This window comes from Gilliamella sp. ESL0250, from assembly GCF_013345045.1.
Taxonomy (GTDB): Bacteria; Pseudomonadota; Gammaproteobacteria; order Enterobacterales; family Orbaceae; genus Gilliamella; species Gilliamella apicola_H.
On the sequence record NZ_JAAEDV010000001.1, the window covers coordinates 118,977 to 144,658 of the forward strand.

At 37.3% G+C, this 25,682-nt stretch carries 21 protein-coding genes; 10 read left to right on the plus strand and 11 right to left on the minus strand.

Annotated features, from left to right (window positions below; translation table 11 throughout):
• Positions 1-116: 116 nt before the first annotated feature.
• From GYY69_RS00565 to GYY69_RS00590, 6 genes are all read left to right on the plus strand, one after another.
• Positions 117-686 (plus strand): DNA-3-methyladenine glycosylase I, encoded by a 570-nt coding sequence (locus tag GYY69_RS00565; RefSeq protein WP_174795929.1) that lies wholly within the window; start codon positions 117-119, stop codon positions 684-686.
• 4 nt (positions 687-690) lie between these two features.
• On the plus strand, positions 691-1,281 hold the full coding sequence (locus GYY69_RS00570; protein ID WP_160430554.1) for a YdcF family protein: 591 nt from the start codon (positions 691-693) through the stop codon (positions 1,279-1,281).
• Between the two features lie 146 nt (positions 1,282-1,427).
• Complete coding sequence (mnmE, locus tag GYY69_RS00575; protein ID WP_174795930.1) at positions 1,428-2,789, plus strand: tRNA uridine-5-carboxymethylaminomethyl(34) synthesis GTPase MnmE; 1,362 nt, start codon at positions 1,428-1,430, stop codon at positions 2,787-2,789.
• Positions 2,790-3,490: 701 nt separating this feature from the next.
• Positions 3,491-4,423: a hypothetical protein gene (locus GYY69_RS00580; RefSeq protein WP_174795931.1), complete on the plus strand. Its 933-nt coding sequence runs from the start codon at positions 3,491-3,493 to the stop codon at positions 4,421-4,423.
• Between the two features lie 686 nt (positions 4,424-5,109).
• On the plus strand, positions 5,110-6,036 hold the full coding sequence (locus tag GYY69_RS00585; protein ID WP_174795932.1) for a hypothetical protein: 927 nt from the start codon (positions 5,110-5,112) through the stop codon (positions 6,034-6,036).
• 682 nt (positions 6,037-6,718) lie between these two features.
• A complete protein-coding gene (locus GYY69_RS00590) occupies positions 6,719-7,621 on the plus strand; it encodes a hypothetical protein (protein WP_174795933.1) in 903 nt (300 codons plus the stop codon).
• Between the two features lie 942 nt (positions 7,622-8,563).
• On the opposite strand, the gene ilvA is transcribed toward GYY69_RS00590, so the two are convergent.
• The 5 genes from ilvA to ilvG all read right to left on the minus strand — a co-directional run bounded on the left by ilvA (position 8,564) and on the right by ilvG (position 15,035).
• Entirely contained in the window at positions 8,564-10,102 is a 1,539-nt protein-coding gene (gene ilvA, locus GYY69_RS00595) for a threonine ammonia-lyase, biosynthetic (protein WP_174795934.1), read from the minus strand.
• Position 10,103: 1 nt separating this feature from the next.
• Positions 10,104-11,954: a dihydroxy-acid dehydratase gene (gene ilvD, locus GYY69_RS00600; RefSeq protein WP_174795935.1), complete on the minus strand. Its 1,851-nt coding sequence runs from the start codon at positions 11,952-11,954 to the stop codon at positions 10,104-10,106.
• 118 nt (positions 11,955-12,072) lie between these two features.
• The gene (locus GYY69_RS00605; RefSeq protein WP_174795936.1) at positions 12,073-13,002 is read right to left on the minus strand and encodes a branched-chain amino acid transaminase; all 930 of its coding nucleotides are present in this window, start codon (positions 13,000-13,002) and stop codon (positions 12,073-12,075) included.
• 122 nt (positions 13,003-13,124) lie between these two features.
• Positions 13,125-13,355: an acetolactate synthase 2 small subunit gene (ilvM, locus tag GYY69_RS00610; protein WP_174795937.1), complete on the minus strand. Its 231-nt coding sequence runs from the start codon at positions 13,353-13,355 to the stop codon at positions 13,125-13,127.
• A gap of 3 nt (positions 13,356-13,358) precedes the next feature.
• Positions 13,359-15,035: an acetolactate synthase 2 catalytic subunit gene (gene ilvG / locus GYY69_RS00615; RefSeq protein WP_174795938.1), complete on the minus strand. Its 1,677-nt coding sequence runs from the start codon at positions 15,033-15,035 to the stop codon at positions 13,359-13,361.
• Between the two features lie 1,761 nt (positions 15,036-16,796).
• Between ilvG and GYY69_RS00620 the strand changes: the two genes are divergently transcribed.
• From GYY69_RS00620 to GYY69_RS00635, 4 genes are all read left to right on the plus strand, one after another.
• Positions 16,797-17,687 carry an SDR family oxidoreductase gene (locus GYY69_RS00620; protein WP_446718869.1) on the plus strand — a complete coding sequence of 297 codons (891 nt, stop codon included), beginning with the start codon at positions 16,797-16,799 and terminating at the stop codon, positions 17,685-17,687.
• Positions 17,688-17,805: 118 nt separating this feature from the next.
• Positions 17,806-18,465, plus strand: a complete 660-nt coding sequence (locus tag GYY69_RS00625; protein ID WP_174795940.1) for a hypothetical protein — start codon at positions 17,806-17,808, stop codon at positions 18,463-18,465.
• Between the two features lie 227 nt (positions 18,466-18,692).
• The gene (locus tag GYY69_RS00630; RefSeq protein WP_174795941.1) at positions 18,693-19,220 is read left to right on the plus strand and encodes a protein K; all 528 of its coding nucleotides are present in this window, start codon (positions 18,693-18,695) and stop codon (positions 19,218-19,220) included.
• 193 nt (positions 19,221-19,413) lie between these two features.
• The gene (locus tag GYY69_RS00635; RefSeq protein WP_174795942.1) at positions 19,414-19,854 is read left to right on the plus strand and encodes a hypothetical protein; all 441 of its coding nucleotides are present in this window, start codon (positions 19,414-19,416) and stop codon (positions 19,852-19,854) included.
• A 78-nt stretch (positions 19,855-19,932) separates the two neighbouring features.
• Here GYY69_RS00635 and GYY69_RS00640 read toward each other — a convergent pair whose 3' ends face one another.
• The 6 genes from GYY69_RS00640 to GYY69_RS00665 all read right to left on the minus strand — a co-directional run bounded on the left by GYY69_RS00640 (position 19,933) and on the right by GYY69_RS00665 (position 25,634).
• A complete protein-coding gene (locus tag GYY69_RS00640; RefSeq protein ID WP_174795943.1) occupies positions 19,933-21,174 on the minus strand; it encodes an MFS transporter in 1,242 nt (413 codons plus the stop codon).
• Positions 21,175-21,359: 185 nt separating this feature from the next.
• A complete protein-coding gene (locus GYY69_RS00645) occupies positions 21,360-22,472 on the minus strand; it encodes a ribosomal protein uL16 3-hydroxylase (RefSeq protein WP_174795944.1) in 1,113 nt (370 codons plus the stop codon).
• Positions 22,462-23,247, minus strand: coding sequence for a YchF/TatD family DNA exonuclease (locus tag GYY69_RS00650; protein WP_174795945.1), 786 nt, complete (start codon positions 23,245-23,247; stop codon positions 22,462-22,464). Before GYY69_RS00650 ends, GYY69_RS00645 begins: the two co-directional genes overlap by 11 nt.
• A gap of 13 nt (positions 23,248-23,260) precedes the next feature.
• Positions 23,261-24,439, minus strand: coding sequence for a lipopolysaccharide assembly protein LapB (gene lapB / locus GYY69_RS00655; protein WP_174795946.1), 1,179 nt, complete (start codon positions 24,437-24,439; stop codon positions 23,261-23,263).
• Positions 24,440-24,451: 12 nt separating this feature from the next.
• Positions 24,452-24,757: a LapA family protein gene (locus GYY69_RS00660; RefSeq protein WP_194240574.1), complete on the minus strand. Its 306-nt coding sequence runs from the start codon at positions 24,755-24,757 to the stop codon at positions 24,452-24,454.
• Positions 24,758-24,914: 157 nt separating this feature from the next.
• Positions 24,915-25,634 carry a phosphatase PAP2 family protein gene (locus GYY69_RS00665; RefSeq protein ID WP_174795947.1) on the minus strand — a complete coding sequence of 240 codons (720 nt, stop codon included), beginning with the start codon at positions 25,632-25,634 and terminating at the stop codon, positions 24,915-24,917.
• Positions 25,635-25,682: the final 48 nt, after the last annotated feature.

Genomic DNA, 25,682 nt, shown 5'->3' on the forward strand with positions numbered 1-25,682 from the left:
TAATGAATGAGATTAAACTGTGTATTTAATTTATAATCTTAATATATTTATATTTTATTGGATAAAAGATATCATCATTTACCATACCATGGTGGTTAATCCAAAAGGATGATTTAATGATAGACCAAAAAGTAAAGCGTTGCAGTTGGGTGACAAACGATCCGCTGTATATTGCTTATCATGACAACGAGTGGGGCATAGCCCAATATGATAGCCTTAAGCTATTTGAAAAAATTTGTTTAGAAGGACAACAAGCCGGCTTGTCGTGGATCACGGTATTAAAAAAGCGAGACGAGTATCGACGTTGTTTTTTCAATTTTGATCCTCAAAAAATTATAAAATTATCGTCTGGCGATATCGAAAAATTGCTTGAAAACAAAGGATTAATTCGTAATCGATTAAAGCTTAATAGTATTGTAAAAAATGCACAGGCTTATTTAGCTATGCAAAATAATGGCGAAGATTTTTCACAACTTATTTGGTCTTTTGTTAAGGGTAAACCGATTATCAACCACTATAAAGACAAAAGTGAAGTCCCCGTGAGCACCGAACTATCTGACCAGATGTCAAAGGCATTAAAAAAGAGGGGCTTTAGTTTTGTTGGCTCAACGATTTGTTACGCATTTATGCAATCAATGGGACTAATCAATGACCATTTTGACGATTGCTTTAAAAAAGGATATTGATTTAATGAAAATTTTAAAATTATTCAATTATGCTGTTATCGCCATTTTAGGTTATTTTATTGTTTGCAATATTATTATTTTTATCTATGCGCAACAAAAGCCCATTGATAACGCTGATACACTAGTTGTGTTGGGTTCACAAGTTGTTGGCACGCCAGCAATGGCGCCTTTAACCTTACAAATTCGCTTAGATGTAGCTGCCACTTATTTGCAAAATAATCCCAATACGAAAGCTGTTGTTTGTGGTGGACAAGGCAAAGACGAATCAGCCACTGAAGCTAGTGTGATGTTTAATTACTTGGTAAATCAAGGAATAGACGCTTCGCGAATCTATATTGAAGACAAATCAACCCGAACAGCCCAACAATTTATATATGCCAATGAGGTATTACCATTAGGGAAAACGGTTGTGGTTACTAATGATTTTCATTTATTACGCTCGGTAATGCTAGCTAAACGTTCAGGAGTTACAGATGTATCGGGATTATCGGCGCCATTACGTTTTTCTAATTTTGATAAATATATTGCAATGATAAGAGAGCCTTTAGCATTAGCTAATTCGTGGTTATTTGATCATCCTAAAAATGAGATTTAGACAGGCTCTTTTTTGACTATTTATTTAAACCGCTTGATTTTTAAAATGGCGTATATTTGCATGATTAGCTAAATAAGCAAAAGCTGTTTTTGCGTCTTGTCCATGGTATTATGATGTATTGCTGTTTAATTTAGAAATTGATACATATGACTTCAGATACTATTGTCGCACAAGCAACCCCACCCGGTCGTGGTGGTGTCGGTATTTTACGTATTTCAGGACCAAAGGTTCAGGCTGTTGCCCAAGCTGTATTAGGCAAATTACCTAAGCCTCGACATGCTGATTATTTACCTTTTTTAGCCTCAGATGGTTCAACCTTAGATGAGGGAATTGCTTTATTCTTCCCAAATCCTCATTCATTTACTGGCGAAGATGTGCTTGAACTACAAGGACATGGTGGACCTGTTATTTTAGATTTACTCTTAAAACGTGTTCTTGAAGTACCACATGTCCGTATTGCTCGCCCAGGTGAATTTTCAGAACGGGCATTTTTAAATGATAAATTAGATCTTGCTCAAGCCGAAGCGATTGCTGATTTAATTGATGCTAGTTCGGAACAAGCAGCAAAATCAGCTATATCATCCTTACAAGGTGTATTTTCTAAAAAAGTAAATGCACTGGTTGAGTCATTAATCCATTTACGCATTTTTACCGAAGCAGCAATTGATTTCCCCGAAGAAGAGATTGACTTTCTATCAGACGGTAAAATTGAAGCACAGCTAAACGAAGTAATTACTCGCTTAAGCGAAGTGCGGCAAGAAGCGAAACAAGGATCGCTATTACGAGAAGGCATGAAAGTCGTTATAGCAGGACGGCCTAATGCTGGTAAATCCAGCTTGCTAAATGCACTGGCAGGACGTGATGCCGCCATTGTGACCGATATCGCCGGCACAACTCGAGACGTTCTACGTGAACATATTCACATTGATGGTATGCCACTACATATTATCGATACCGCTGGTTTGCGCGAAGCGAGTGACGAAGTAGAACGCATTGGCATTGAACGCGCTTGGCAAGAAATAGAGCAAGCTGATCGTGTATTATTTATGGTCGACAGCACAACGACAATAGAAACCAATCCAGAAAAACTATGGCCAGAATTTATTGAACGCTTACCAAAACAGATGCCCGTCACTGTCATCCGCAACAAAGCCGATTTAACTGGCGAAGCACTAGGATACAGTGAAGTAAATGGCTACTCACTGATTCAGCTTTCAGCACGAACAGGAGAGGGAATGACTTTATTGCGTGATCATCTTAAACAAGTCATGGGCTTTTCCAGTAGCACCGAAGGTGGATTTTTAGCACGCCGACGTCATCTACAAGCATTAGAAAAAGCAGCAGAACACTTAAATAATGGTAAGTACCAACTCATTACTTTCCATGCTGGCGAATTGCTAGCTGAAGAGCTAAGACTAGCACAAGAAGCCCTGAGCGAAATTACAGGAGAATTTACCTCTGATGATTTATTAGGTCGTATATTCAGTTCGTTTTGTATCGGTAAATAAAACTTTAATCCCATACTAAATAAAGTCTATTAAGTAAAACATTGTTTCATTGTTGGTACATTCCGACCGACACCTCAGTGAGGTTAGCATGTCAAGCTGGGGTGTTTGGCGAGTTTGTGTCTTGTGGAACAAATTTGAACATCTGAACAAAGCGAAAGTAGCCTCGAAGAGGCGAGTATCAGGATGATACTTGTAATGTTGAGGATTTCGCACAAAATCCCCTAAGTTGGACGTTGTTACTGTTACTATTTATTTTATTAAAAGGTTAAAATATCCGAAACCTAACCACGCCGAAATGATTTCTATCAAAATAATATAATGAAAGTTTTTCAATCATTTAAGCGTTTTACAAAAGCTTAATTAATGCTGACAGTGACATTTCTTTTAAAAAACATCCCAAAAAACTAGCCAAGCTTTTTTTTAACGGTTATACTTCAATTAATTAAAAAGTAGCTGATTTAACAATCAAATGAAAGAAAAAAAGACAAATAAAACATAAACTTACTTGACAGGTGAACCATAATGCATTATCATTTTAGACACCAGACACCAGACACCAGCACTGGCAAACCTATGTCTTAAATTTATCGAATAGACACCTTAGATGCGTTTTAACGCTCGCCTCGTTTATATCCTCGAAGTTATCTCTTAAATTACTATCAAAATTATCCCCGAAAATCTTGCTAACGTTGGTCTTGTTATTGCCGTATTCATTGGATTCTCAGGCAAATAGTCGAACAGTCGATAATCATAGCGATGCAATAATACTACCGCCATCAATACCGGTACTCCATTTTGCAAGGCCGAATTTGCTATTTGGTAAAAATGGTTCGGAGATTAGCGGAGTCAACTTCGCCGGTCCAGCTAATATATGGAATCCCGAAGGGGGATTCCTTATTCAATCAACCGATGGTGCATCATACAACCTTAATTTTCCAACCACGGGAGCTGATGGATTATATTTTGATTTAGTTATAGAGGGCATTGATGCACGTCAATTGATATGGGAGCCAGTTACACATGGGGGAATAACTGCCATAGTGACATGGATATGGGCTGAAGATGATTGGCTTCCATCTGGAGGTGAAATTGTGACGCGCGTTACACTAAAAGGTCCAGAGGCAAACGCTCAAATAAACAATTCTCATCCTAATCGAATTGCTGTGCCAAGTTTACCGCAGATATTCGAGTTAGTGGGTAGAGATGTTAGTACTGGCAATGAGCTGGTAAAATATGGATTTGTATTACAGAAGTGGTTCGTGAATCGCGGAGATAGAGAAGATAACTATCCTAATACCGAAGCGTGGTGTAACGATTTAGGCTATCGAGTGCCACAGGTAAGGGATCTCACCAACGCAGTCTGTTTGGGCACATGGGAAGGTGATTGGTGTAAAGGCTCTGTCGGTGCTACGCCATCATCAAGTGGCAATCATTACCAGCGTCGAATAGGGGCAGGATTTTTCACTGAATGGGGTGGCACGTACCTTTATGCTGGAGCTGGCTTCGTCTATGATTACCAATACTGGACGAGTGACACGGCGGGAAATACTCAGTTTGATGTGGACTCGGATGTCGGCGACGTATACTTCAACAAAACAAGTAATAGTCCGCGCGGAATTTGCGCCACGCCTTAGTTCTTAATCCTTGCTCCCTAGTTGGCCTTATGGCACTGATTAAGGATAATTAATCATAGAACAAAGTCCTGCGCCCCCGCGCATTTGGGGCGCTGAGCAGGCCAAGCCAGCGAGTCTTGTGCTTTAATAACTGAAAACCATAGTCTATTTTAGTGTGGCAAGGTTTCAGATGTGGTCACTATAGCTATTTTGAACATCTAAACAGCAAACGACCGAAACCACTTCCGCCAATCCACTCCACCTACCAAAACAAAAACTCAATATCAGGCAAAAAATTGTCAGAAAAAATATTGATTTTATTTTATTATTTTTTATATAAAAACAATAAATTTCAATATTTTCAATCTTTCCATAAACTGAATCGAAGTCACACCTAAATAATTTTTACCAAAAATTCCCCAAAAAAACTAGCCAAGCTTTTTTTTAATGGTTATACTTTGATCAATTTGAAAACGGATTATTTAATAAGCGAAAGAACACGGAAAAGATAAATAAAACAACAATTTACTTGACAGGCAAACCGTAATGCATTATCATTTTAAACACCAAACACCAAACACCAAACCTGGCAAACCTATGTCTTAAATTTATCAAATAGACGCATTAGACGAATTTTTACTGTCGCCTCTTTGATATGCCCGAAGTTATCCCTCAAATTATTATCAAAGCTATCCCCAAAAATCCCGTTGGCGTTGATACTCCTATCATTATTGTCGTTTTCGTTGAATTCACAAGCATTATCGGGTCAAAATAGTCGAGGAGTAAATCGCAGTGATGCCATAATGCTACCACCGTCACAATGGGGAGAAATCAAATTCGCAAAGTCGGATGGGGTTAATTTTGATCATGACTACGGCGTTGGTGCATATGCAGGTCCTGCTGAACTATGGGATCCTGATAATGGATTTCTAGTTCAATCAACCAATCCAGCATCATACGCGCTTAATTTTCCAACTACTGGGGCTCATCAATTATATTTTGATTTAATCATAGAGGGAGAAGCAAGTCAATTAACATGGGCACCAGTTACGCATGAGGGAATTACAGCTACAGTGAGGCTAATAACAGGATGTGATCGCAAATGCAATGTCGTGTATCGTGTTTTTCTAAAAGGTCCAGAGGCAAAAGATGAATGGTTTAATCCTTATCCCGGTTTAATTGCTAAGCCAAATTTACCGCAGACCTTTGAGTTAGTGGGTAGAGATAGTGGCGGTAATGAGATACTCAAATATGGGTTTGTATTGCAAAAGTGGTTCGTGACTCGGGGGGGGGCATTAAAACGCCTACCCGAGCAACAATCTTGGTGTAGTAGTATAGGTTATCGTTTGCCACAGGTCAGGGATCTGACTAATGCTAGATCACGTTTTAGTGCTACACCATTATCAAGTGGAAATCATTACCAGAGACGACTTGGAGCTGGATTATTCACGGAGTGGGCCCCCATGAACAGCTACGATCGCGCGGAACTTTACTATAGCTACTGGACGAGTGATGGTATGCCAGTAAACGATGGTAGTTATAAGCATGGTGATCTCATTGTCGCCTCGTACGATGGCCACATCGGCGTGGACATTGTACGAGGTATCCACTATGCTATGTGCGTTACTCCTTAGTTTTTAGCGTTTATTTCTTAATCCTTATGGCGCAGCAGGGGGGAGCTTATGGTGCAAATAGCGGAAAACATAACAAAGTATGAAGCCCCCCACCCAGTTGGGACGCTGAGCAGGCAAAACCTGCGAGTCTTGTGCTTTAATAACTGAAAACCATAGTCTATTTTAGTGTGGCAAGGTTTCAGATGTGGTCACTATAGCTATTTTGAACATTTAAACAGCAAATGACTGAAATCCACTTCAGCCACCAAAACAAAAACTCAATATCAGGCAAAAATCTGTATGAATATATTGATTTTATTTGATTTTTTATTTTATTGTTATTTTGATAAAAAACAAATATTTCAATCCATTAGAGCTTTTCATAAAACTTAATCGAAGTCACACCTAAATAATTTTTACCAAAAATCCCCCAAAAAAACTAGCCAAGCTTTTTTTTAATGGTTATACTTTGATCAATTTAAAAACGGATTATTTAATAAGCGAAAGAACACGTAAAAGATAAATAAAACAACAATTTACTTGACAGGTGAATCGCAATGCATTATCATTTTAGGCACAAGGCACAAGGCACAAGCACTGGCAAACCTATGTCTTAAATTTATCAAATAATCCTATTCGACGAGTTTTTACACAAAACTTATTTATATCTTCGAAATTATCGCTCAAATCACCTAAAACAGCTTTGCTAGTATTAGCATTGTTATTATTTTTACAGGCATTGAATGGTAAAATAGCTCGAGCGGATAATCGTAGTGATGCGATAATTTTACCTTCAACGGTAGTTGCAGTTATTGATTATGTAAGGCCGACTCTATATATGGGTAACGGCAGATATGCAGGCCCAGTTGACATATGGAATCCTAGTAAAGGCTTCTTAGTTCAATCAATCAATCCTGAATCATACAACCTCAATTTCCCAACTACAGGTGCGCATAATTTATATTTTGATTTACTCATAACTGGAGATGTAGAAGAATTGACATGGGAACCAGTCACGCATGAGGGAATCACTGCGACAGTGACAAATGTTGTAGCTCGTGAATGGTGGGTTCCTGGTGAGGATGAGGGACAAGTTGTAGCACGTGTTAGGCTAACAGGTCCAGAGGCAAGCAATCAATGGGATAATCCGAATCCTAGTCGAATAGCTAAGCCATGGTTGTTACCGCAGACGTTTGAGTTAGTGGGTAGAGATATATATGGCGGTGAGGTAGTAAAATATGGATTTGTATTAAGGCAGTGGTTCGTCAATCGTGGTGGTCAATTGAAAACTTATAGTGACCAGTTAGCATGGTGTAATAGTTTGGGTTATCGAATGCCACGGGTAAGAGATTTAACCAATTCAAACTATAATAATTTAGGTGCAACACCTAGTTCATCAGGTAATCATTACAAGCGTCACATAGGCGCTGGCTTTTTCACGGAGTGGGGCGGCATGAGCTACTACACTGATGCGGGCTTCGTCCGCAACTTCTACTGGACGAGCGACGCGACAGGTAGCGGCCAGTTCGATGTCCTCTCGGGCGACGGCTACTTCACCAGCCTCTTTGCCAGCAACTCCCGCTATGGCCTTTGCACCGCACCTTAGCTTTTAGCGTTTATTTCTTAATCCTTAGGTCGCGGGGGTGGTTATGGTGCTTGAGAGGATAATATAACAAAGAATAAAGCCCCCGCGTAAGTTGGGGCGCTGAGCAGGCAAAGCCTGCGAGTCCTGAGTTTTAATGATTGAAACCATAATCTATTTTAGTGTGGCAAGGTTTCAGATGTGGTCACTATAGTTATTTTGAACATCTAAACAGCAAACGACCGAAACCACTTCCGCCAATCCACTCCACCCTCCAAAACAAGAACTCAATATTAGGCAAAAAAATCAGAAAAGATATTGATTTTATTTAATTATTATTTTGATAAAAAAACACTATTTAAATCCCTCATATGTAGGAAAACCTCGGGTTGCTTTAACTTGGTGATGAAAATAATCTTCTAAAAACGCATAAGACGTTTTGCCTGAAATCGCTTAAATTTTTAGCTTGCTATCTTTTGAATCTTCGAATATTTGCTGATTATGGTACATACTTTATTAAAGTACTTGTCACACTTTCGACTTACCTATTTATTTTAGGGCTGCCAGTGTGGTGAATTTTTAATTGATACGATGGTGAGCACATGTTTTAACAAATCAGGGTGGCAAAGTCTCAATTCATCACCAAACGGTATAGAATCCTGAATATTTTTTACAAAAAAATATGGTCTAAAAAGAGAATAGTTATGTAAATGCCCCATAGTAAACACGCAACTCACCTAGAACATTATGTTGTTTATATGTAATTGCGTCGTGTGATTTAATGTTTAATGAAGTCTTTCAGTGCAATAAATGGCTGGACGAATGACCATCAAGCGGTTAGCCAAATTGGTGACGAGGATTTTTTTATGATATAGACGCCATATCGCTTGTCTGGGATATGGCGTTATGTCGATGCTTTACAGTTGTTTTTCAAATTACGATAAACAACGTAAGTAATTATGACACTTAATTAGTTAAAAACAACTTGAGTGATGGATTATGCGTTTCGTTATGAAAACCATAACCTAGCTCGGTTAGGTGCTGGTTAAACTGTTTAATGGTTGCTTCGTCGATTTCAAACGCAGCAAGTACACGTCCATAATCGGTGCCATGGCTACGGTAATGGAACATTGAGATATTCCAATTGGTGCCTAATGTTTGTAGGAATTTAAGCAAAGCCCCTTGCGATTCAGGAAATTCAAAACTGTATACTTGCTCTTGTATTGGTTTGCAAGGCTTGCCGCCAATCATATAGCGTACATGCAGTTTTGCCATTTCGTCTTCGGTTAGATCCACAACCGAATAACCTGTTGCACTTAATTCTTGTATGATTTCATCTTTCTCATTACTTTGAGACATTTTAATCCCTACAAAAATACAAGCGGATTTATCATCATGATAACGATAATTAAATTCGGTCACCGAGCGCCCACCTAGAAGCTGGCAAAATGTTAAAAAACTGCCTTTTTTTTCAGGGATAGTGACTGCTAGCAGGACTTCGCGTTTTTCACCGAGTTCGCAACGTTCAGACACATAACGTAAGTTATGGAAGTTTAGATTGGCGCCAGATAATATATGGGCAAGGTTTTCGCCACAAATATTGTGTTGTTCAACGTATTTTTTTAAACCCGCTAATGCAACAGCACCAGAGGGTTCAGCAATGGCTCGCACATCATCAAATAAGTCTTTCACTGCGGCGCAAATTTCGTCGCTATCAACGGTAATAATATCATCAATATATTGCTGACAAAGCCTGAAAGTTTCCTCGCCAATTCGTTTAACTGCAACCCCTTCAGCAAATAGCCCAACGCGGCTTAAATCAACCGGTTTACCTGCGTCGAGTGCCGCTTTTAAGCAAGCTGCATCAGCAGGTTCAACGGCAATGACTTTGATTGATGGCATGATTTGTTTGATTAATACCGCCACACCCGCAGCAAGACCGCCCCCGCCAACCGGCACAAAAATACGATCGAGTTTGGCATTTTGTTGTAATAATTCCATGGCAATACTGCCTTGCCCAGCAATTACTAGTGGGTGATCAAACGGTGGAATAAAGATGCGTTTTTGCTCTTTTGCCAGTTCCATGGCTTTCGCTTTGGCTTCGTCAAAATTGGCGCCATAAAGGAGTACTTCGCCACCAAAGCTTTTGACTGCTTCAACTTTGATATCGGCCGTTGTTAGTGGCATGACGATTAAAGAACTGATGCCTAATTTTGTGGACGAAAAAGCCACGCCTTGTGCATGGTTGCCAGCCGATGCGGCAATAACGCCACATTTACGTTCGTCTTCATTTAGACTGGCTATCATTGCTTGGGCACCACGGATTTTGAAACTGTGAACTAATTGCCGATCTTCGCGCTTGACAAAAATTTGGTTTTTTAATCGTGTCGAGATTTTTTCCATTTTTTCTAGCGGGGTGACTTCGGCCACGTCGTATACGGCGCTACAGAGTGTTGCTTTTAAGTAATCGGCACCAGTGAGCTTGTTGTTATTTTGTTGTTTCACGTTAACCACCTAGTTTGCTTTTATCACGAACGGCACCTTTATCTGCACTTGTTGCTAAACTGGCGTAAGCCTTTAGTGCATAAGAGACATAGCGATCGCGATTGTGAGGGGTAAAGGCTTTGTCGCCACGGGCAAGTTCGGCTACGCGGCGGCGTTCAAGTTCGTCATCAGGGACTTTTAATACTAATTTGCGATTTGGAATATCAATATCAATAATATCTCCATTGCGCACAAGACCAATAATACCGCCATTTGCGGCTTCGGGTGAGATATGACCAATTGATAAGCCCGAAGATCCACCCGAAAATCTGCCATCGGTAATCAGTGCACAGGATTTACCCAGTCCCATGGATTTTAAGTAGCTTGTTGGATAAAGCATTTCTTGCATTCCTGGGCCACCTTTTGGACCTTCGTAAATAATAACAACTACATCACCAGCCACAACCTTGCCCCCTAAAATGGCCTCAACAGCATCTTCTTGGCTTTCAAATACTTTGGCTGGGCCTTGGAAAATTAAATTTTCAGCAGCAACGCCTGCGGTTTTAACAATTGCGCCATCAAGGGCTACGTTGCCATAGAGTGTTGCAAGCCCGCCGTCTTGACTATAGGCGTGAGCTTTATCGCGAATACAACCATTTACACGGTCGTCGTCGAGTGTCTCCCAATAGCAATCTTGCGAGAACGCTTTGGTAGTGCGAATGCCTGCTGGTCCACTGCGATACATTTTTTTGACGGCTTCGTCATCCGTTTGCCTGATATCATATTTTGCCAAGGTTTGTTCTAATGAAAGACCAAGTACATTATGAACATTGCGATTGAGTAAACCTGCTTTATCCAATTCAGACATAATGGCGACAACGCCACCAGCACGGTGTACATCCTCCATATGATATAACTGAGTACTCGGTGCCACTTTACATAAATGTGGCACTTTACGTGATAGTCTGTCGATATCTGACATGGTGAAGTCGATTTCGCCTTCTTGCGCGGTGGCAAGTAAATGCAGTACCGTATTGGTTGACCCCCCCATAGCAATATCAAGTGACATGGCATTTTCGTAAGCGGCTTTAGTGGCAATTGAGCGTGGTAGATACGAAGTATCATCATGTTCATAATAGCGTTTTGTGATCTCAACAATGCGCTTAGCGGCATTTAAAAAGAGCTGTTCACGTTGTTTATGGGTAGCAACTAATGAGCCATTGCCCGGTAGTGAAAGCCCTAGTGCTTCGGTTAAGCAGTTCATGGAATTGGCGGTAAACATGCCAGAGCAAGATCCGCAAGTCGGGCAAGCGGATTCTTCAATCGCTTTGCTATCTTCGTCACTGACATTTGGGTTAGCACTTTGGATCATGGCATCAACAAGATCTAATTTAATAATTTGATCAGAAAGTTTGGTTTTGCCCGCTTCCATTGGTCCGCCAGATACAAACACAGTTGGAATATTTAAACGAAGTGAGGCCATTAACATGCCGGGGGTGATTTTGTCGCAGTTTGAGATGCAGATCATAGCATCGGCACAATGCGCGTTAACCATATATTCAACAGAATCAGCAATGAGCTCACGCGATGGCAATGAGTACAGCATACCACCATGCCCCATAGCTATGCCATCATCAACGGCAATGGTGTTAAATTCTTTGGCAATACCACCCGATGCTTCAATTTGTTTGGCAACCAGTTGACCAATGTCTTTTAAATGGACATGTCCCGGTACGAATTGCGTGAATGAGTTGACCACCGCAATGATGGGTTTACCAAAGTCTTCATTTTTTACGCCAGTTGCACGCCATAATGCGCGGGCGCCAGCCATGTTTCGGCCTTCGACTGACGTTGCTGAACGATATTTAGGCATTTCTTGCTCCCAATTTTTTATGCAAGTGACCGTGTTTAACGGTCTGTAGTTCTTTAAAATCAATCATTAAGTGAAAATGTTATCCGCCAAGTGAGTTGGCGGATTTTGATTTTTCGTTTTATTTAATCAGATCTAACCAACCGTATTTATCTTCGGTTTTACCATTAAATAAGCCAAAGAATGTTTGTTGAATTTGTTTAGTGATTGGGCCACAGCGACCAATGCCAACTTGGATGCGATCAACACTACGCACTGGGGTAATTTCGGCTGCGGTACCAGTCATAAACACTTCATCGGCTAAATAAAGTGATTCACGTGATAGCGTTTGTTCACGTACTTCAATACCCATATCACGCGCTAGCGTTAATACTGCATCACGTGTAATGCCCGGTAGAGCCGATGACGATAAAGTAGGGGTATATAAAATACCGTCTTTAATAATAAATAGGTTTTCGCCAGCACCTTCAGATAGGTGACCATGCACATCTAACGCAATGCCTTCTTGGAAGCCGTTAGCGCGCGCTTCAGATCCAATTAATAATGACGATAAATAGTTACCGCCCGCTTTAGCTGCCGCTGGAATGGTGTTAGATGCCACACGATGCCAAGAAGAGACCATGGCATCAATACCTTGATCTAAGGCTTCGTCGCCTAAATAGGCACCCCATGGGAATGCGGCAATCATGACATCGGTTTTATAACCCTCACGCGGGTTAACGCCCATACCCACATCGCCAATAAAGACTAATGGGCGAATATAGGCGCTTTCTAATTTGTTTTTCTTGATCGTTTGGCGTGTGGCTTCCATGATTTCTTCAAGCGAATAAGAAACAGGAAAACGATAAATCTTGGCTGAATTTAATAATCTTTGGGCATGTTCTTTATGACGAAATATAGCCGGTCCTTTGTGCGTGTTATAACAACGGACGCCTTCAAATACGGAGGTACCATAATGTAAGGCATGCGACATCACATGTACTTTTGCATCCGCCCATGGAACCATTTCGCCATTCAACCAAATATAATCTGCTTTTGCTGTAGAACTCATTTTGTTTTCCTCTTTATTTTTTCAATTTGCTAAGTAAGTACTTTGCTTTAGGTATTTTTGCTTTAACGGTCAAGCATTACACTATACTTGTTTATTTAACAATAAGTTGTTTGTGAAAATTATTATTCAACTGCTATGACATCTTCTAATTTTGCTACTTGGTTTTGTAGTGTTGATAGCGGTCTTTCAGTGGTTAATATTAATGTCAAAGTCAGTGCATTGTTTTCAATTGTTTGCATTTGCATTGATTGAATATGTCCACCTCGATGCCGGATAACTCGTAATATACGTTCAAGTGATCCCAATTTGTCATAAGCCTTTATGGTCAATTGATATTGCGCTTGTTCGTTCATTGCTTACTCCTTGCAACTTTTGTCTAGCATGTTTTCGTTTGCTGCCCCAGGGGGTACCAGTGGCCATACGTTTTCTAATTCATCTATGCAGACATGTAACAGGTAAGCGCCTGTTGAGTTAAATAGGTTATCAAGCGCTGTATCAATTTGTGATTTTTTGCTGATGCTTTGCCCCGGTATGTCAAACGCTTTGGCTAACATTAAAAAATCGGGATTGTCTGATAGATTTGTTTCGCTGTATCTTTCATTAAAAAATAACTCTTGCCATTGGCGAACCATGCCAAGACGTTGGTTATCAATTAATACGATTTTTATGGGTAATTGTTTGCGTTTAATGGTGGTGAGCTCTTGGACATTCATCATAAAAGATCCATCACCCGATACACAAATCACACAGTCACTAGGCCTTGCCATTTGCGCACCAACTGCGGCTGGTAAACCAAATCCCATTGTGCCAAGCCCACTTGATGTAATAAAGTTTTGCGGGTGGGTAAAGCGCATATGCTGGGCTGTCCACATTTGGTGTTGCCCAACATCGGTAGTAATAATTGTAGTTGCTGATTTTTTTTCTGAGATGGTTTTTAATAAAGCCGGTGCGTAGATCGCTTCGCCAGGATGATCGTAACGAGTTGGGTGCTCTGCTTTTAATTGATTAACTTTTTTATGCCACTCTTGAATCGAAACCATTTGATTTAATTGTGGTAAAACTTGCTTTATATCGCCTTGTAATCCTAAATGGGTTTGGCGTAATTTGTTGATTTCGGCCTGATCGATATCTATATGAAGTACTTTAGCATGTCGCGCAAATTCATTAAGATTACCGGTCACTCTATCATCAAATCGAACACCTAAGGCAATTAATAAATCACACTCTTGTACGGCTAAATTGGCGGCTTTGGCGCCGTGCATACCAATTAATCCTAAGTAATAAGGATTATTCAAATCGGCAACACCAAGTCCTTTTAAGGTTGATACACTTGGAATGTGTGTTAAGGCCATAAAGTCTCTTAGCTCGGATATGGCACCAGAAAGCCCAACACCACCACCAATATAAAGTATCGGTTTTTGGGCTTGGGCGATCATTTCTTTGGCTTGTTTTATATCATCAGGCAAGATTGGGTATAGTTGATTATTATCTTGTGCGGTTTTTAATGAGGATGGCGTAAAATATTGTTGATAGTCAAGATTTGCAAGCTGTATATCTTTGGGCACATCAATCAATATTGGTCCTGGCCTACCCGAGCAGGCTAAGTTAAATGCTTGCTCTAAGGTGTTGGGCAAGTCTTTTGCATCGTCAATTAAATAACTGTGTTTGGTGCAGGCTAGTGATAATCCTAATACATCCACTTCTTGAAAGGCGTCAGTACCAATAAGTTTGGTTGGCACTTGTCCTGTAATGGCAACAATAGGTACTGAATCAATTAACGCGTCGGCAAGCCCTGTAATGATATTTGTTGCGCCTGGGCCTGATGTGGCAATACAAACGCCGGTTTTTCCGGTTGCACGAGCATAGCCGATTGCAGCCATTGCAGCACCTTGTTCGTGACGACAAAGTACATGCTCAATTCCACCATCATACAGTGCGTCATATAGAGGCATAATTTGTCCACCGGGATATCCAAAAACGGTGGTAACGCCTTTTTCTTTTAAGGTTTTTACTATCCACTGTGTTCCTAACATTTATTCCTCACTTGTTCTTATTTTATTCAGTTACTGTTTATAAAACATTGTTTATAAGCCGTTTGTAAAAAATATTCATAAAAAAACCCCCGCTTTTTGGGGAGCGGGGGTTTTTGATTTTATGTATGAACACATTTTTAATTCAAAAAACGCCCCCGCGTTGGAATAATGACCACGCTGACAATAATGTTGATGAGGACGATTTTGAGTGAAAATTTCATAATGCGATATAATTAACTTTTTTGTCATTTTTAAAAATTATTTCTAACAAAATACTCGTTTTAAAAAAAAGTGCAATAGTTTTTTGTCGTTTTTGTTATGTAGAATAAATCAGCTGTAAAAAAGTTTCAGGAAAGCTAGTGTTTTAGTATAAAAAATTAGGGGGATAATGATTTATTTTGGTATTTTTTATAATGTTAGTTATAGAAATTGCTCGTGTTATTTACAGTAATTTGAGAAATGGCGGTAACGAATATACATAAAAAAAACAAAACTAACACCGTATTACAGACAAGAAATATGACGCTTATATCATAAAGGAAAGATAGCTGTTACCGATTTGGCTAAATGCTTTATAGTCAGTTAGCTGACAATGTATAACGTGCTAAAAAGGCCTGATTGAAGCTGTTTGTCCTTCACCTTGACCAGTAACAACAAAACTTATAAAACCATGCGATGTGGTATTAAACGTCAGGTTAATGTTAATTTTTTTGTAAAAAATATTCAGGATCCTATACCGTTTCGTGATTAATTGAGCATTCGCAGCATCTATTGGTTAAAACGTGTGATAAACATCGTATCAATCAAAAACTCTTAAAAATAACCTGACCGCAAACAAATGGCAAAGCCGAATGCCATAGATACTTTAATGAAGATGCAGTATTTACTTTTAGATTATATTTTTGTAAAAAATATTCAGGATCCTATACCGTTTCGTGATTAATTGAGCATTCGTAGCATCTATTGGTTAAAATGTGTGATAAACATCGTATCAATCAAAAACTCTTAAAAATAACCTGACCGCAAACAAATGGCAAAGCCTAAGGGCAATAGATACTTTAATGAAAATGTAGTATTCATTTTTAGGTTATATTTTTGTAAAAAATATTCAGGATCCTATACCGTTTCGTGATTAATTGAGCATTCGCAGCATCTATTAGTTAAAACGTGCGATAAATATCGTAACAATCAATAACTCACTCACGAAAACATCTTGACCTAAAATGAATAGGAAAACCGAAAGGAATAGCTACTTTAATAAAGAGGCATAGTGAAGGTAGTGATGAAATAGACATGCTTAAGAACGATTTTTTAATGGTGTTAACTATCGCTACGATATTAATAATAAGTAAACTTAAATATTTTATATAAAATCAATATGTTAATTAAAATAATTTAATTTGTTATCGCTAGCTTAGTTAAATTTAATTTGATACACTAAATCAGGTGCAAGATTATGCAATACTCATGGCTTAGGCATTACTAATTTCACTGACCTCGCCAAGCCTATCATGGAAAGCCACCTTTATTAATTATTAGCCTCAGTTGTTTATTTTTAAATTTTGGGGATGATATTGAACAATACGATTAAGTTTTAAGAAAGAATATTCTAATTTATGTTGTCAGTAAATATAATTTATTGAATTAATTGGGTATTTTAAAGATTAAAATATGCTTAGCAATAGGATTTTGTGATTATTAATTGATTTCATTTAAGTTATATTGAATTTGTTTTCAAATACATGTTTAACTTAGGAGAAAATTATGAACAAACAAATCTATAATCCACTTACCAAATATCATCATGATAAATTTCCAAAACAAAAACAGGAGGCGCCAGCTTTACAGTGCGAAATGAATCCGCTTCCTGATTGTGGGGAAAAAAGCTATCAAGGTCATAATCGTTTAGAAGGGCGCAAAGTGCTTGTGACTGGTGGCGATTCAGGCATCGGCCGAGCAGCTGCAATAGCTTATGCTAAAGAGGGGGCCGATGTAGCAATAAATTACCTTCCTGTTGAACAAAAAGATGCGGAAGAAGTCGCTAAAGTTATTCAAGCTGCTGGGCGCAAAGCCGTATTAATTCCTGGTGATTTAAGTGACGAGGCTTTTTGTAAAAAATTAGTTGATGAAGCACACCATAAATTAGGTGGATTAGATAATTTGACATTGGTTGCAGGTAAGCAAACTGCAGTTGAAGATATTATGGCGCTTACCACCGAGCAAATTAAGAAAACCTTTGAAGTTAATGTGTTTTCGCTTTTTTGGATCACAAAAGCGGCTTTAGGGTATTTAAAACCGGGTTCAACCATCATTACAACTTCGTCTGTTCAGGCTTATCAACCTAGTGGTAATTTATTAGATTATGCTGCAACTAAAACAGCTATTATCGCGTTTACTCGTGGGTTAGCTAAGCAATTAGCGCCAAAGGGCATTCGTGTAAATAGTGTTGCACCAGGTCCAGTTTGGACACCATTACAAATTTGTGGTGGTCAACCAAGTGATGTTATTCCTGAGTTTGGTCAACAAACACCATTACAACGAGCAGGTCAACCAGTTGAACTTGCTGGTGTTTATGTGCATCTAGCCTCGGAAGAATCAAGCTATACAACTGGCGAAACTTATGGTGTTACCGGCGGTATGCATATTAATTAATATTTGAGACGGTAAAAGGTGTTAATGTTATAAGTTATTAATTTTTAAAATCAACGGACGATGATGAATCAATTCATCATCGTCACAATATAAAATAGAAAACAAAAAGGGCAATAAAATGAAACTTTTTAAAGTGATCACTTTAGCAGTGTTAGCAATTTTTTTAGTTAATTGTGATAATTCAAAATCAACTGTTGATGATACAAAACAAAAAGCCGAGCAAACAAGCTCAGACATGGGCGACAAAGTCCAGCAAATGGGTTCAGAATTGAGCGATAATGTTAAGCAAATGAGCGCCGATGTTAGTGACAAAGCTAAGGAAATAGGTGCTGAGATTAGCGATAAAGCTAAACAAACAACTGCAGCCATTAGTGATAAAGCGAAAGATTTGTATGAACAAACAAAATCTGAAAAAGAAGATATGCTTAAGAAAGTACAAGAAGGTAATTATAGTGTAGCTGAAAATTTGATGATCAAGGCGATTAAAGCAAAATTACCAGCGACAATTGATCAGAACACAACTTTAGTTGATGTATCGACAGATAACAAAACTATTAATTATAAATATGTGGTGAATAATAGCACTAAAGATGCATTACAGGCTGAAAGCAATCAAAAAGAGTTACGTAATAAATTGCTAGATTTTTACTGTGGTGATGATTCTAGTATGAAGACACTAAGATTAGTATTTCCACGAGGAGCTAATCATGATTACTATATCAATGATGATAAAGTTTTTTCAGTGGATGTAAAACCGAATGATTGTGATGATGACTAGATATATTTGGATTAACTTTAACAAATAGTTAGAATTTATTCATAATAAAAGGGCTACTTGAAGCCCTTTTATTTTTGCCATTCTTTTTAAGATTGTTCATTTGCTAATTTTTAACAGATAATTAAAATTTTTTATTAGTATTGTGTATTTTTAGTTTATCTTTTACAACTTTATGAGTATTTTATAAGATAGCGGGTGGTCATGAATTAGCTTGGATAGGAATAAATATGAAAGGTATTAAAGCAACAGTTGTAATGTTTATGGCAATAATATTATTTGGTTTTGATAATTCAGAAGCGAAAGTTATAGATACTAAGCAAACCGATATTCAAGAAAATGTGGATGTTGTTGATAGAGGAATAAAAATTATAGCTCAATCAACACCTGAAAAAATCAAACAATTTAATAATCAAAAAGATAGTGATTATAGTTTTGCTCAAGATTCGGTTGTTGCAGGTATAAAAGAAAAGTTACCTATTGTGGTTGATAAATTTACGATGTTCGATGATATATCAAAAGATAACGATAAACTTATCTATAAATATATTATTAAAGGTATGCCTAAAGAATTGATATTGCTAAAGCAAAATCAGCAATCTGTATTAAACACGATAGTTACTTTATATTGTGGTAATGACCCAAATGTTAAAGCGTTAAAACTTTTATTCCCAAATGGAGTAAGTCATAATTATTATCTTGCCAATGAAAAAATTATGTCGTTTGATTTGAAACCGAGTGATTGTGATTCTAAATAACTATTACTCAATTTAAAAAATAGTAGAAATCATCGGTACTAAATGAGGCTTATTAAAGCCTTTTTTTATTTGTTATTTATTTTAAATTGCAAAGTTTTTATGTACTTTTCTCACTGATATTTTACAATTTTATCGTTCGCCTTTAAATAAGCGGTAAACATGTAATTTATAAAATTCACTTAAAGGAATAATGATGAAAAGTTTAAAAACAGTGCCAGCAATTTTGATAAGCTTGGTTCTTTGCAGTTGTGATAATTCAAAATCTAATGCTAATCAAACAAGTAGTGATTCTTCAAAAAACACTGAACTTAGTCGTTTGCAAGAAACTATTATTAATGAAGCCAAAAAAATGCTTCCAGTTAAAGTTGATGAAAAAAACAATTTGATTGATATCACTAAAGAGAATGATTTAATTAATTATAAATATGTAATTAATAGTTCAAAAGATGAGGTATCAATCCCTGAAACTCAAAAAATGACGACAGAAAGTCTAAAAACACTTTATTGTAGTAATAGTGCACAAGTTAAACAACTTAGGGATGCATTTCCAAATGGTGTTAGTCATAATTACTATATTCATGATGAAAAATTGTTTAGTGTTCAATTGACGCCAGCTTCTTGTACTGCTAACTAAAGATAGTTTCATTTAGTTTTTTGATGTAATTTATATGAGATAAAAAACAGGGCAATTGCCCTGTTTTTTTGCGTAATTTTATTCGAGCTCTTTGCCTTTTGTTTCAGGTATTAAAAAGACAAATGCCGCAGCCGATAATAAATAAGCGGCTGATAGTAAAGCTAATGCGTAGCTAATTGAGTAAACGGTGGCTAAATAAGCAATTAGTACTTGTGATACACCGGCAATGCCTCGACCGACATTAAAAATAATATTTTCAGCACTTGAACGGGCATCTGTTGGGTAATGTTCAGCAAGTAGCGCGCCATATCCGCCCATCATGCCATTGACAAAAAAGCCAATTACTGAGCCAAAGATAATTAATATAAACATATCAGTTTGATGAAAATAGAACCAAATTGAAACGGCCGAGATGAATAAAAAGAAGATATAAGAAGGGCGACGACCAAACTTATCACATAACCAACCAAAAATTAGAATTCCTAATGACATACCTATAGTGGTTGAAATAGTCCAAAACATGGTATTTTTAAATGGCAATTTGAGCTCAGTTGCAATCATATTTGGCATCCAAACCATGAGTCCGTAAAAACCGAAGTTTTGTACTGCACAAGCGATGGTTAATCCTATTGTGGTTGCTATGGTTCTTGGGTTTTTAAATAATTTGCCAACGGCTATTTTGTTTTTATTTTGGTCTTTTAGATTTTGCCAGATTTCTGGTTCTTTTAGACCTTTACGTGTCCAAGCAACAAATAGCGCAGGTAGCACGCCCATCGCAAAAGCCCAGCGCCAACCATAAATTTCGCCAATAAAATTGACGGTTAATGCAGCTAAAATAATGCCGACTTGAAAACCTAATGCAACAATAGATGTTGCTCTTGAGCGTTTATTTTTAGGCCAGCTTTCAGAAACTAAAGTCATGCCAATCCCAAATTCACCACCAAGTCCAAGTCCACTTAAAAAGCGAAATATTAAAAAGCATTCGTAATTAGGTGAAATTGCACATAATCCAGTAAAAAGAGAAAATATTAAAATAGTCCATGAAAAGACTCTTACTCGACCATATTTATCGGCAAGTATACCAAATAAAATGCCACCTAATACGGCGCCAAGTAAGGTTACTGAGGTTAAAGTGCCTAAATCTGTTTTTGTTAAGTTGAAGCTGACTGAAATTAGACTAAAACAAACACCTAAAATCATCATATCCATGCCATCTAGTGCGTAACCAACGGTGGATGCAAATAGAGTTCTTTTTTGATATGGAGTTGTGCATTTGCTTTCACTTTCTGCTTGCAGGGCTGCGTTTGCTTCGGTTTTCATGTATACCTCTAGTTTTTAAAATTAGATAGTTACTTAAAATTTCCATTTTATGATGTTTAATTTGCGATTAAACGGCGGGTAAATTAAAGCGGGGCAAGTATATCCTTAAAAGTTAAAAAAAGCCAAGCTTAAAGCTCTAAATAGTCGTTTTATCTGCCGATTTTATTATCGGCAGATATGTTATGTTACTCTTCGGCAAAGTACCAATAGCCTTTGTTCACAAAATCGTGCATAAATTGCAGTGTGTTTTTATCTTGTAACTGCTCGTAATAGAGTGTTTCAGTTTTACAAAGAAGATCAATGACGGGCATAGGTAGATTAATTTGTTCGCCATGGATGTAGCCACAATCGCCCACCTTAAGGATTCGAATACTTGGTACTCGGTGTAGTTCTGCTCCATTTTTTAGCAGTGATTCAAATTCGTTATAATCGTATGGTGGTTCAACTGGCAGAATATTTAAATCGTGCATTGGTAGTGTAATGTGTTTACCGAACCAATCGTTAAATAACTCTGGTTTTTTGATTAAATCGATGATTTGATCTTGTAGTTTTGTTAGTTCATAAGGCTGAACTTGGTATGGATCTTTAGGTCGTTTTAAATTTGGATCTTGATAATAAATACCATTTGGCAGATTATCAATGATATAATCTGCAAAGCTACTTAATAGCTCTTGTGAGGTTCGTGTCATAAAACCAACAGAATAACTGAGTGATTCACCAATGGATGTGCCATTATGTGGGCAACCTAGTGGAATGTATAAGATGTCGCCAGCAGTGATTTCTTCGTCAATGATGGGTTGATATTCTTCAACATGCAATAATGCTTTGTGTGCATTAAATTGTTTATAATGTTGGTTACGATCGCCAACTTGCCAACGTCTGCTGCCCATGCCTTGAATGATAAACACATCATAATTATCGATATGCGGCCCAACGCCAGCACCTTGTGTTGCGTAAGAAATCATTAGATCATCAAATTGCCATTGTGGCATGCATTTAAAAGGCTCAAGTAGTGTGGCAGCTTGTTCGTGCCAGTGATCAACAGCTTGTATTAACAAACTCCAATGATCTTCGCCTAAATTATCATATTGAGTAAATGGCCCAAATCTAGCATCCCAAACACCATCTTTATTAGAAACAATCCGGCTATCGATTTCTTCTTCCATCGCTAAACCCGCTAGTTCGTCTGGTGTAATGGGATCAATAAAATCTGCAAATGCTTTGCGTAGGATTACCGGTTTTTTTTGCCAATAGTTTGTTAAAAAATCATCCCAATCAATAGCTAACTTATAATTCATTTAATTTCCCTTGAAGATTGAATAATTGACAAAAGTTAGATGTAGTCTTTTGTGCTATCTCTTCTAAACAGACACCTTTTAAAGCGGATAAATATTGTGCCACTTCGCGAACATAAGCGGGTTGGTTTTCTTTTCCTCGGTATGGAACGGGAGCAAGATAAGGTGAGTCGGTTTCGACCAAGATACGATCAAGCGGTACATATTTGGCAACTTCTCGTAGAGCTTCGGCATTTTTAAAGGTGATTATTCCTGAAAATGAGATATAAAAACCGATATCTAATAGTTGTTTTGCTGTTTCGATATCTTCTGTAAAACAGTGCAACACGCCCGAATGAACATGCTCATCTTTTAAGATTTTTAAGGTATCTTCTTTGGCATTACGTGTATGGACAATGACGGGTTTACTTAATTTTCGACCTAATCGAATATGTTCTTTAAAATTCTCTTGTTGTTGCTCCAAATTATCTTGTTGGTAATAATAGTCAAGACCAGTTTCACCTAGTGCTATGACGTTATCTTCTTGGGCTAAGTTTTGAAAGCGCTCGGCATCGTATATTTCGTCATCAAGGTTAAGTGGGTGAATTCCACACGAAAAAGAGCATTGTTTTTGATAAGGTGTAAGCTTTTGTTTCATGGTTTCATAGCCCGACAGCGTTGTTGCCACGCTTAGGCAATGTTTAACGTCGTTGTTGGAAGCTTCTTGTAAAACATCTTTGATAGATTTAGCACTAAGATCTAAACTATCTAAATGGCAGTGAGAGTCAATTAAAAACATAAAAATCTCTTTTTTATTTATCTGAATGTTGTTCAAAATCACGAACAGGTTTTATTGTAGACCACGAACGGCAAGCAGGGCATAACCAGTAGATTGAGTTAACCGTGAATCCACATTTTTGGCATCGATAATTGGGCACAGTTTTTATTTGTTCGCCAACCATGTTTCTTAAAAGTAAAAGGCTTTCTTTGGCTTTACCTTGTTCTGCATCAGCAACATGATAGTTCATTAATCGATAAAATCCCTTTAAGTTAGGATGTTTAAGTAATTCACGATACATAAAGTATTGTGCAGCATCTAAGCCTTTTTGTTTTTCAATAAGATCAGCAAGCATCAATTCGGCCACATTACCGGTATCTTGATCGACACATAATTGTAAAAATTGCTGAAATTCATGTTGGTTATTTAGTATTAAATAGCACTCTTTTAATAAAGGTAGTGCTTCGCCAATAAAGGCTTTGTCTTGTTGCAATATTTGTTGAAAAGATTGGATGGCTTGTTCTGTTTTATCTTGTACCATAAGAACTCGACCCAACATGAGCGAAGTGCGAGCACATTTAGCATCTGCCATTGCTGATTTTTGTAATAGACCATTTGCTTTATCAAGGTCATCATTAGCAATAGCTTGTGACGCTAATTCACAATAAAATTGTGCGATATCGGTTTTGTATTTTTCATTGCCAAGTTTGACCAATTTAGTTGCCATATTGATGGCATTTATCCATTCACTGGTTGATTGGTATATGATGATAAGTTGCTGTAGTGCGTATTGTTGAAAGTCTTCTTCATCAATGAGTTGCAAAAACATCTCTTCGGCACGATCGTAAAGGCCTGCAACCATATAATCCCGCCCTAGTTGTTGAATAGCTAATAATCGTTGTTCAAATGTTAAAGATGAGCTTTCTAACAATGCTTGGTGGATGTGTATCGCTCTGTCAAGTTCACCCCGAGAGCGAAATAGATTGCCTAATGTTAAATGTGCTTCAAGTGTACCATCGTCTTCTTTTAACAAGTCTAAGAAAAGATCGACGGCTTTGTCTTTTTGGTTAGACAATAGAAAATTTAAACCATCTACATATTCACGCGATAGCCGATTAGATTGATTTAGATATTTTTGTTTTGCATTTCTGTCTCCCATATACCAACCGTATCCGGCGGCGATAGGAAGTAACAGAAATAACAGTTCAAACATAGTAACCTATTCTTAATTGCTTTTAGTTAAGTGTATTTGTTGATGATTAGCCATATCTTCATCATATTTTTTTTGTAATTTGCTCAGTTTACGTTTTGTTGATGAGTGTTGAAATTTAGCTTTTAAAAAGAAGATGCCTGTTAGTATCCAACCGACAATAAAACCCGAACCAAATAAAATGGCTAATAACACCGATAAGCGGAGGTCAGTTTTAGCCACCAAATAATTAAAAGTTACGATTTGATCATTAGCTGAACCTATTGCTATTGAGATAGCAAAGATGATAATTATCAATAAAATTGATATAACAAATTTCATAATGTTGACCTTTCTTTTTATTTTTAATTAAACGTTTTGGTTATTATACTAGACTGTTTATACAAATTGCTTTGATTAGTTAAACAGTTATCAATGACATTCAAAAATAAAATCCGCCTGTAATAAATGGCAGTTTTTTAAAAATAATATTTAAAAATTATTTGTCTACTATATGCCATTTTTTAGCATAAAAATAGCTGATTAATGAAATTATCCAAGCGATTAATATGCTTGTTATTAGATCAATTGGACTGTGCATGCCTAATAATATCCGGCTAATTTCAATTAATATCGACCAAATAATGGTAATTGATACTATCACATAATGCTGCTGCAATTTAAGTAATGTTAAAGCTAAAAATGCCCAAGTTACAGCAAATAAAGTATGTCCAGAAGGAAAAGCAAATCCAGTTTCATTTTTCCAGTGGTTAGATAACCAACTTGGAATTGTGGATGAATTTTTAAATAACTGCTGAATAAGTTCTTTTCTTTCTGATTCCGATTTCGAATAAAATTGTTGGTTACTAATCTTAAATTCTTTTGCTATCCAAAGTACATAAGGTCTTGATTCGGCTGTCTGCGATTTTAAAAAACTTTTAATTGCCTGCCCACTTAATATTGCACTAACAAGAAGCAACCATAATAATATAATTTTTTTTTTCATTTTACTGGATAATAATAGACAAAATACTAAGAATAAAATTGTCGATGTAATTATTGCCCAAGGAAAACTTGCTGTTTCAGTTATTACGAATAAATATTTAGATGTATCATTTAATGACGCTGGTTGCCAATGCCAATTTATGGCTATAATAACTAAAGGAACAACTAAGAAAATAGCCAATATGGCTATTGTTTTTTTTATTACTAACCCCATTTATAAACTCAATTAAGTACAAATTGCTTAATATTTTAGCATAAAAGA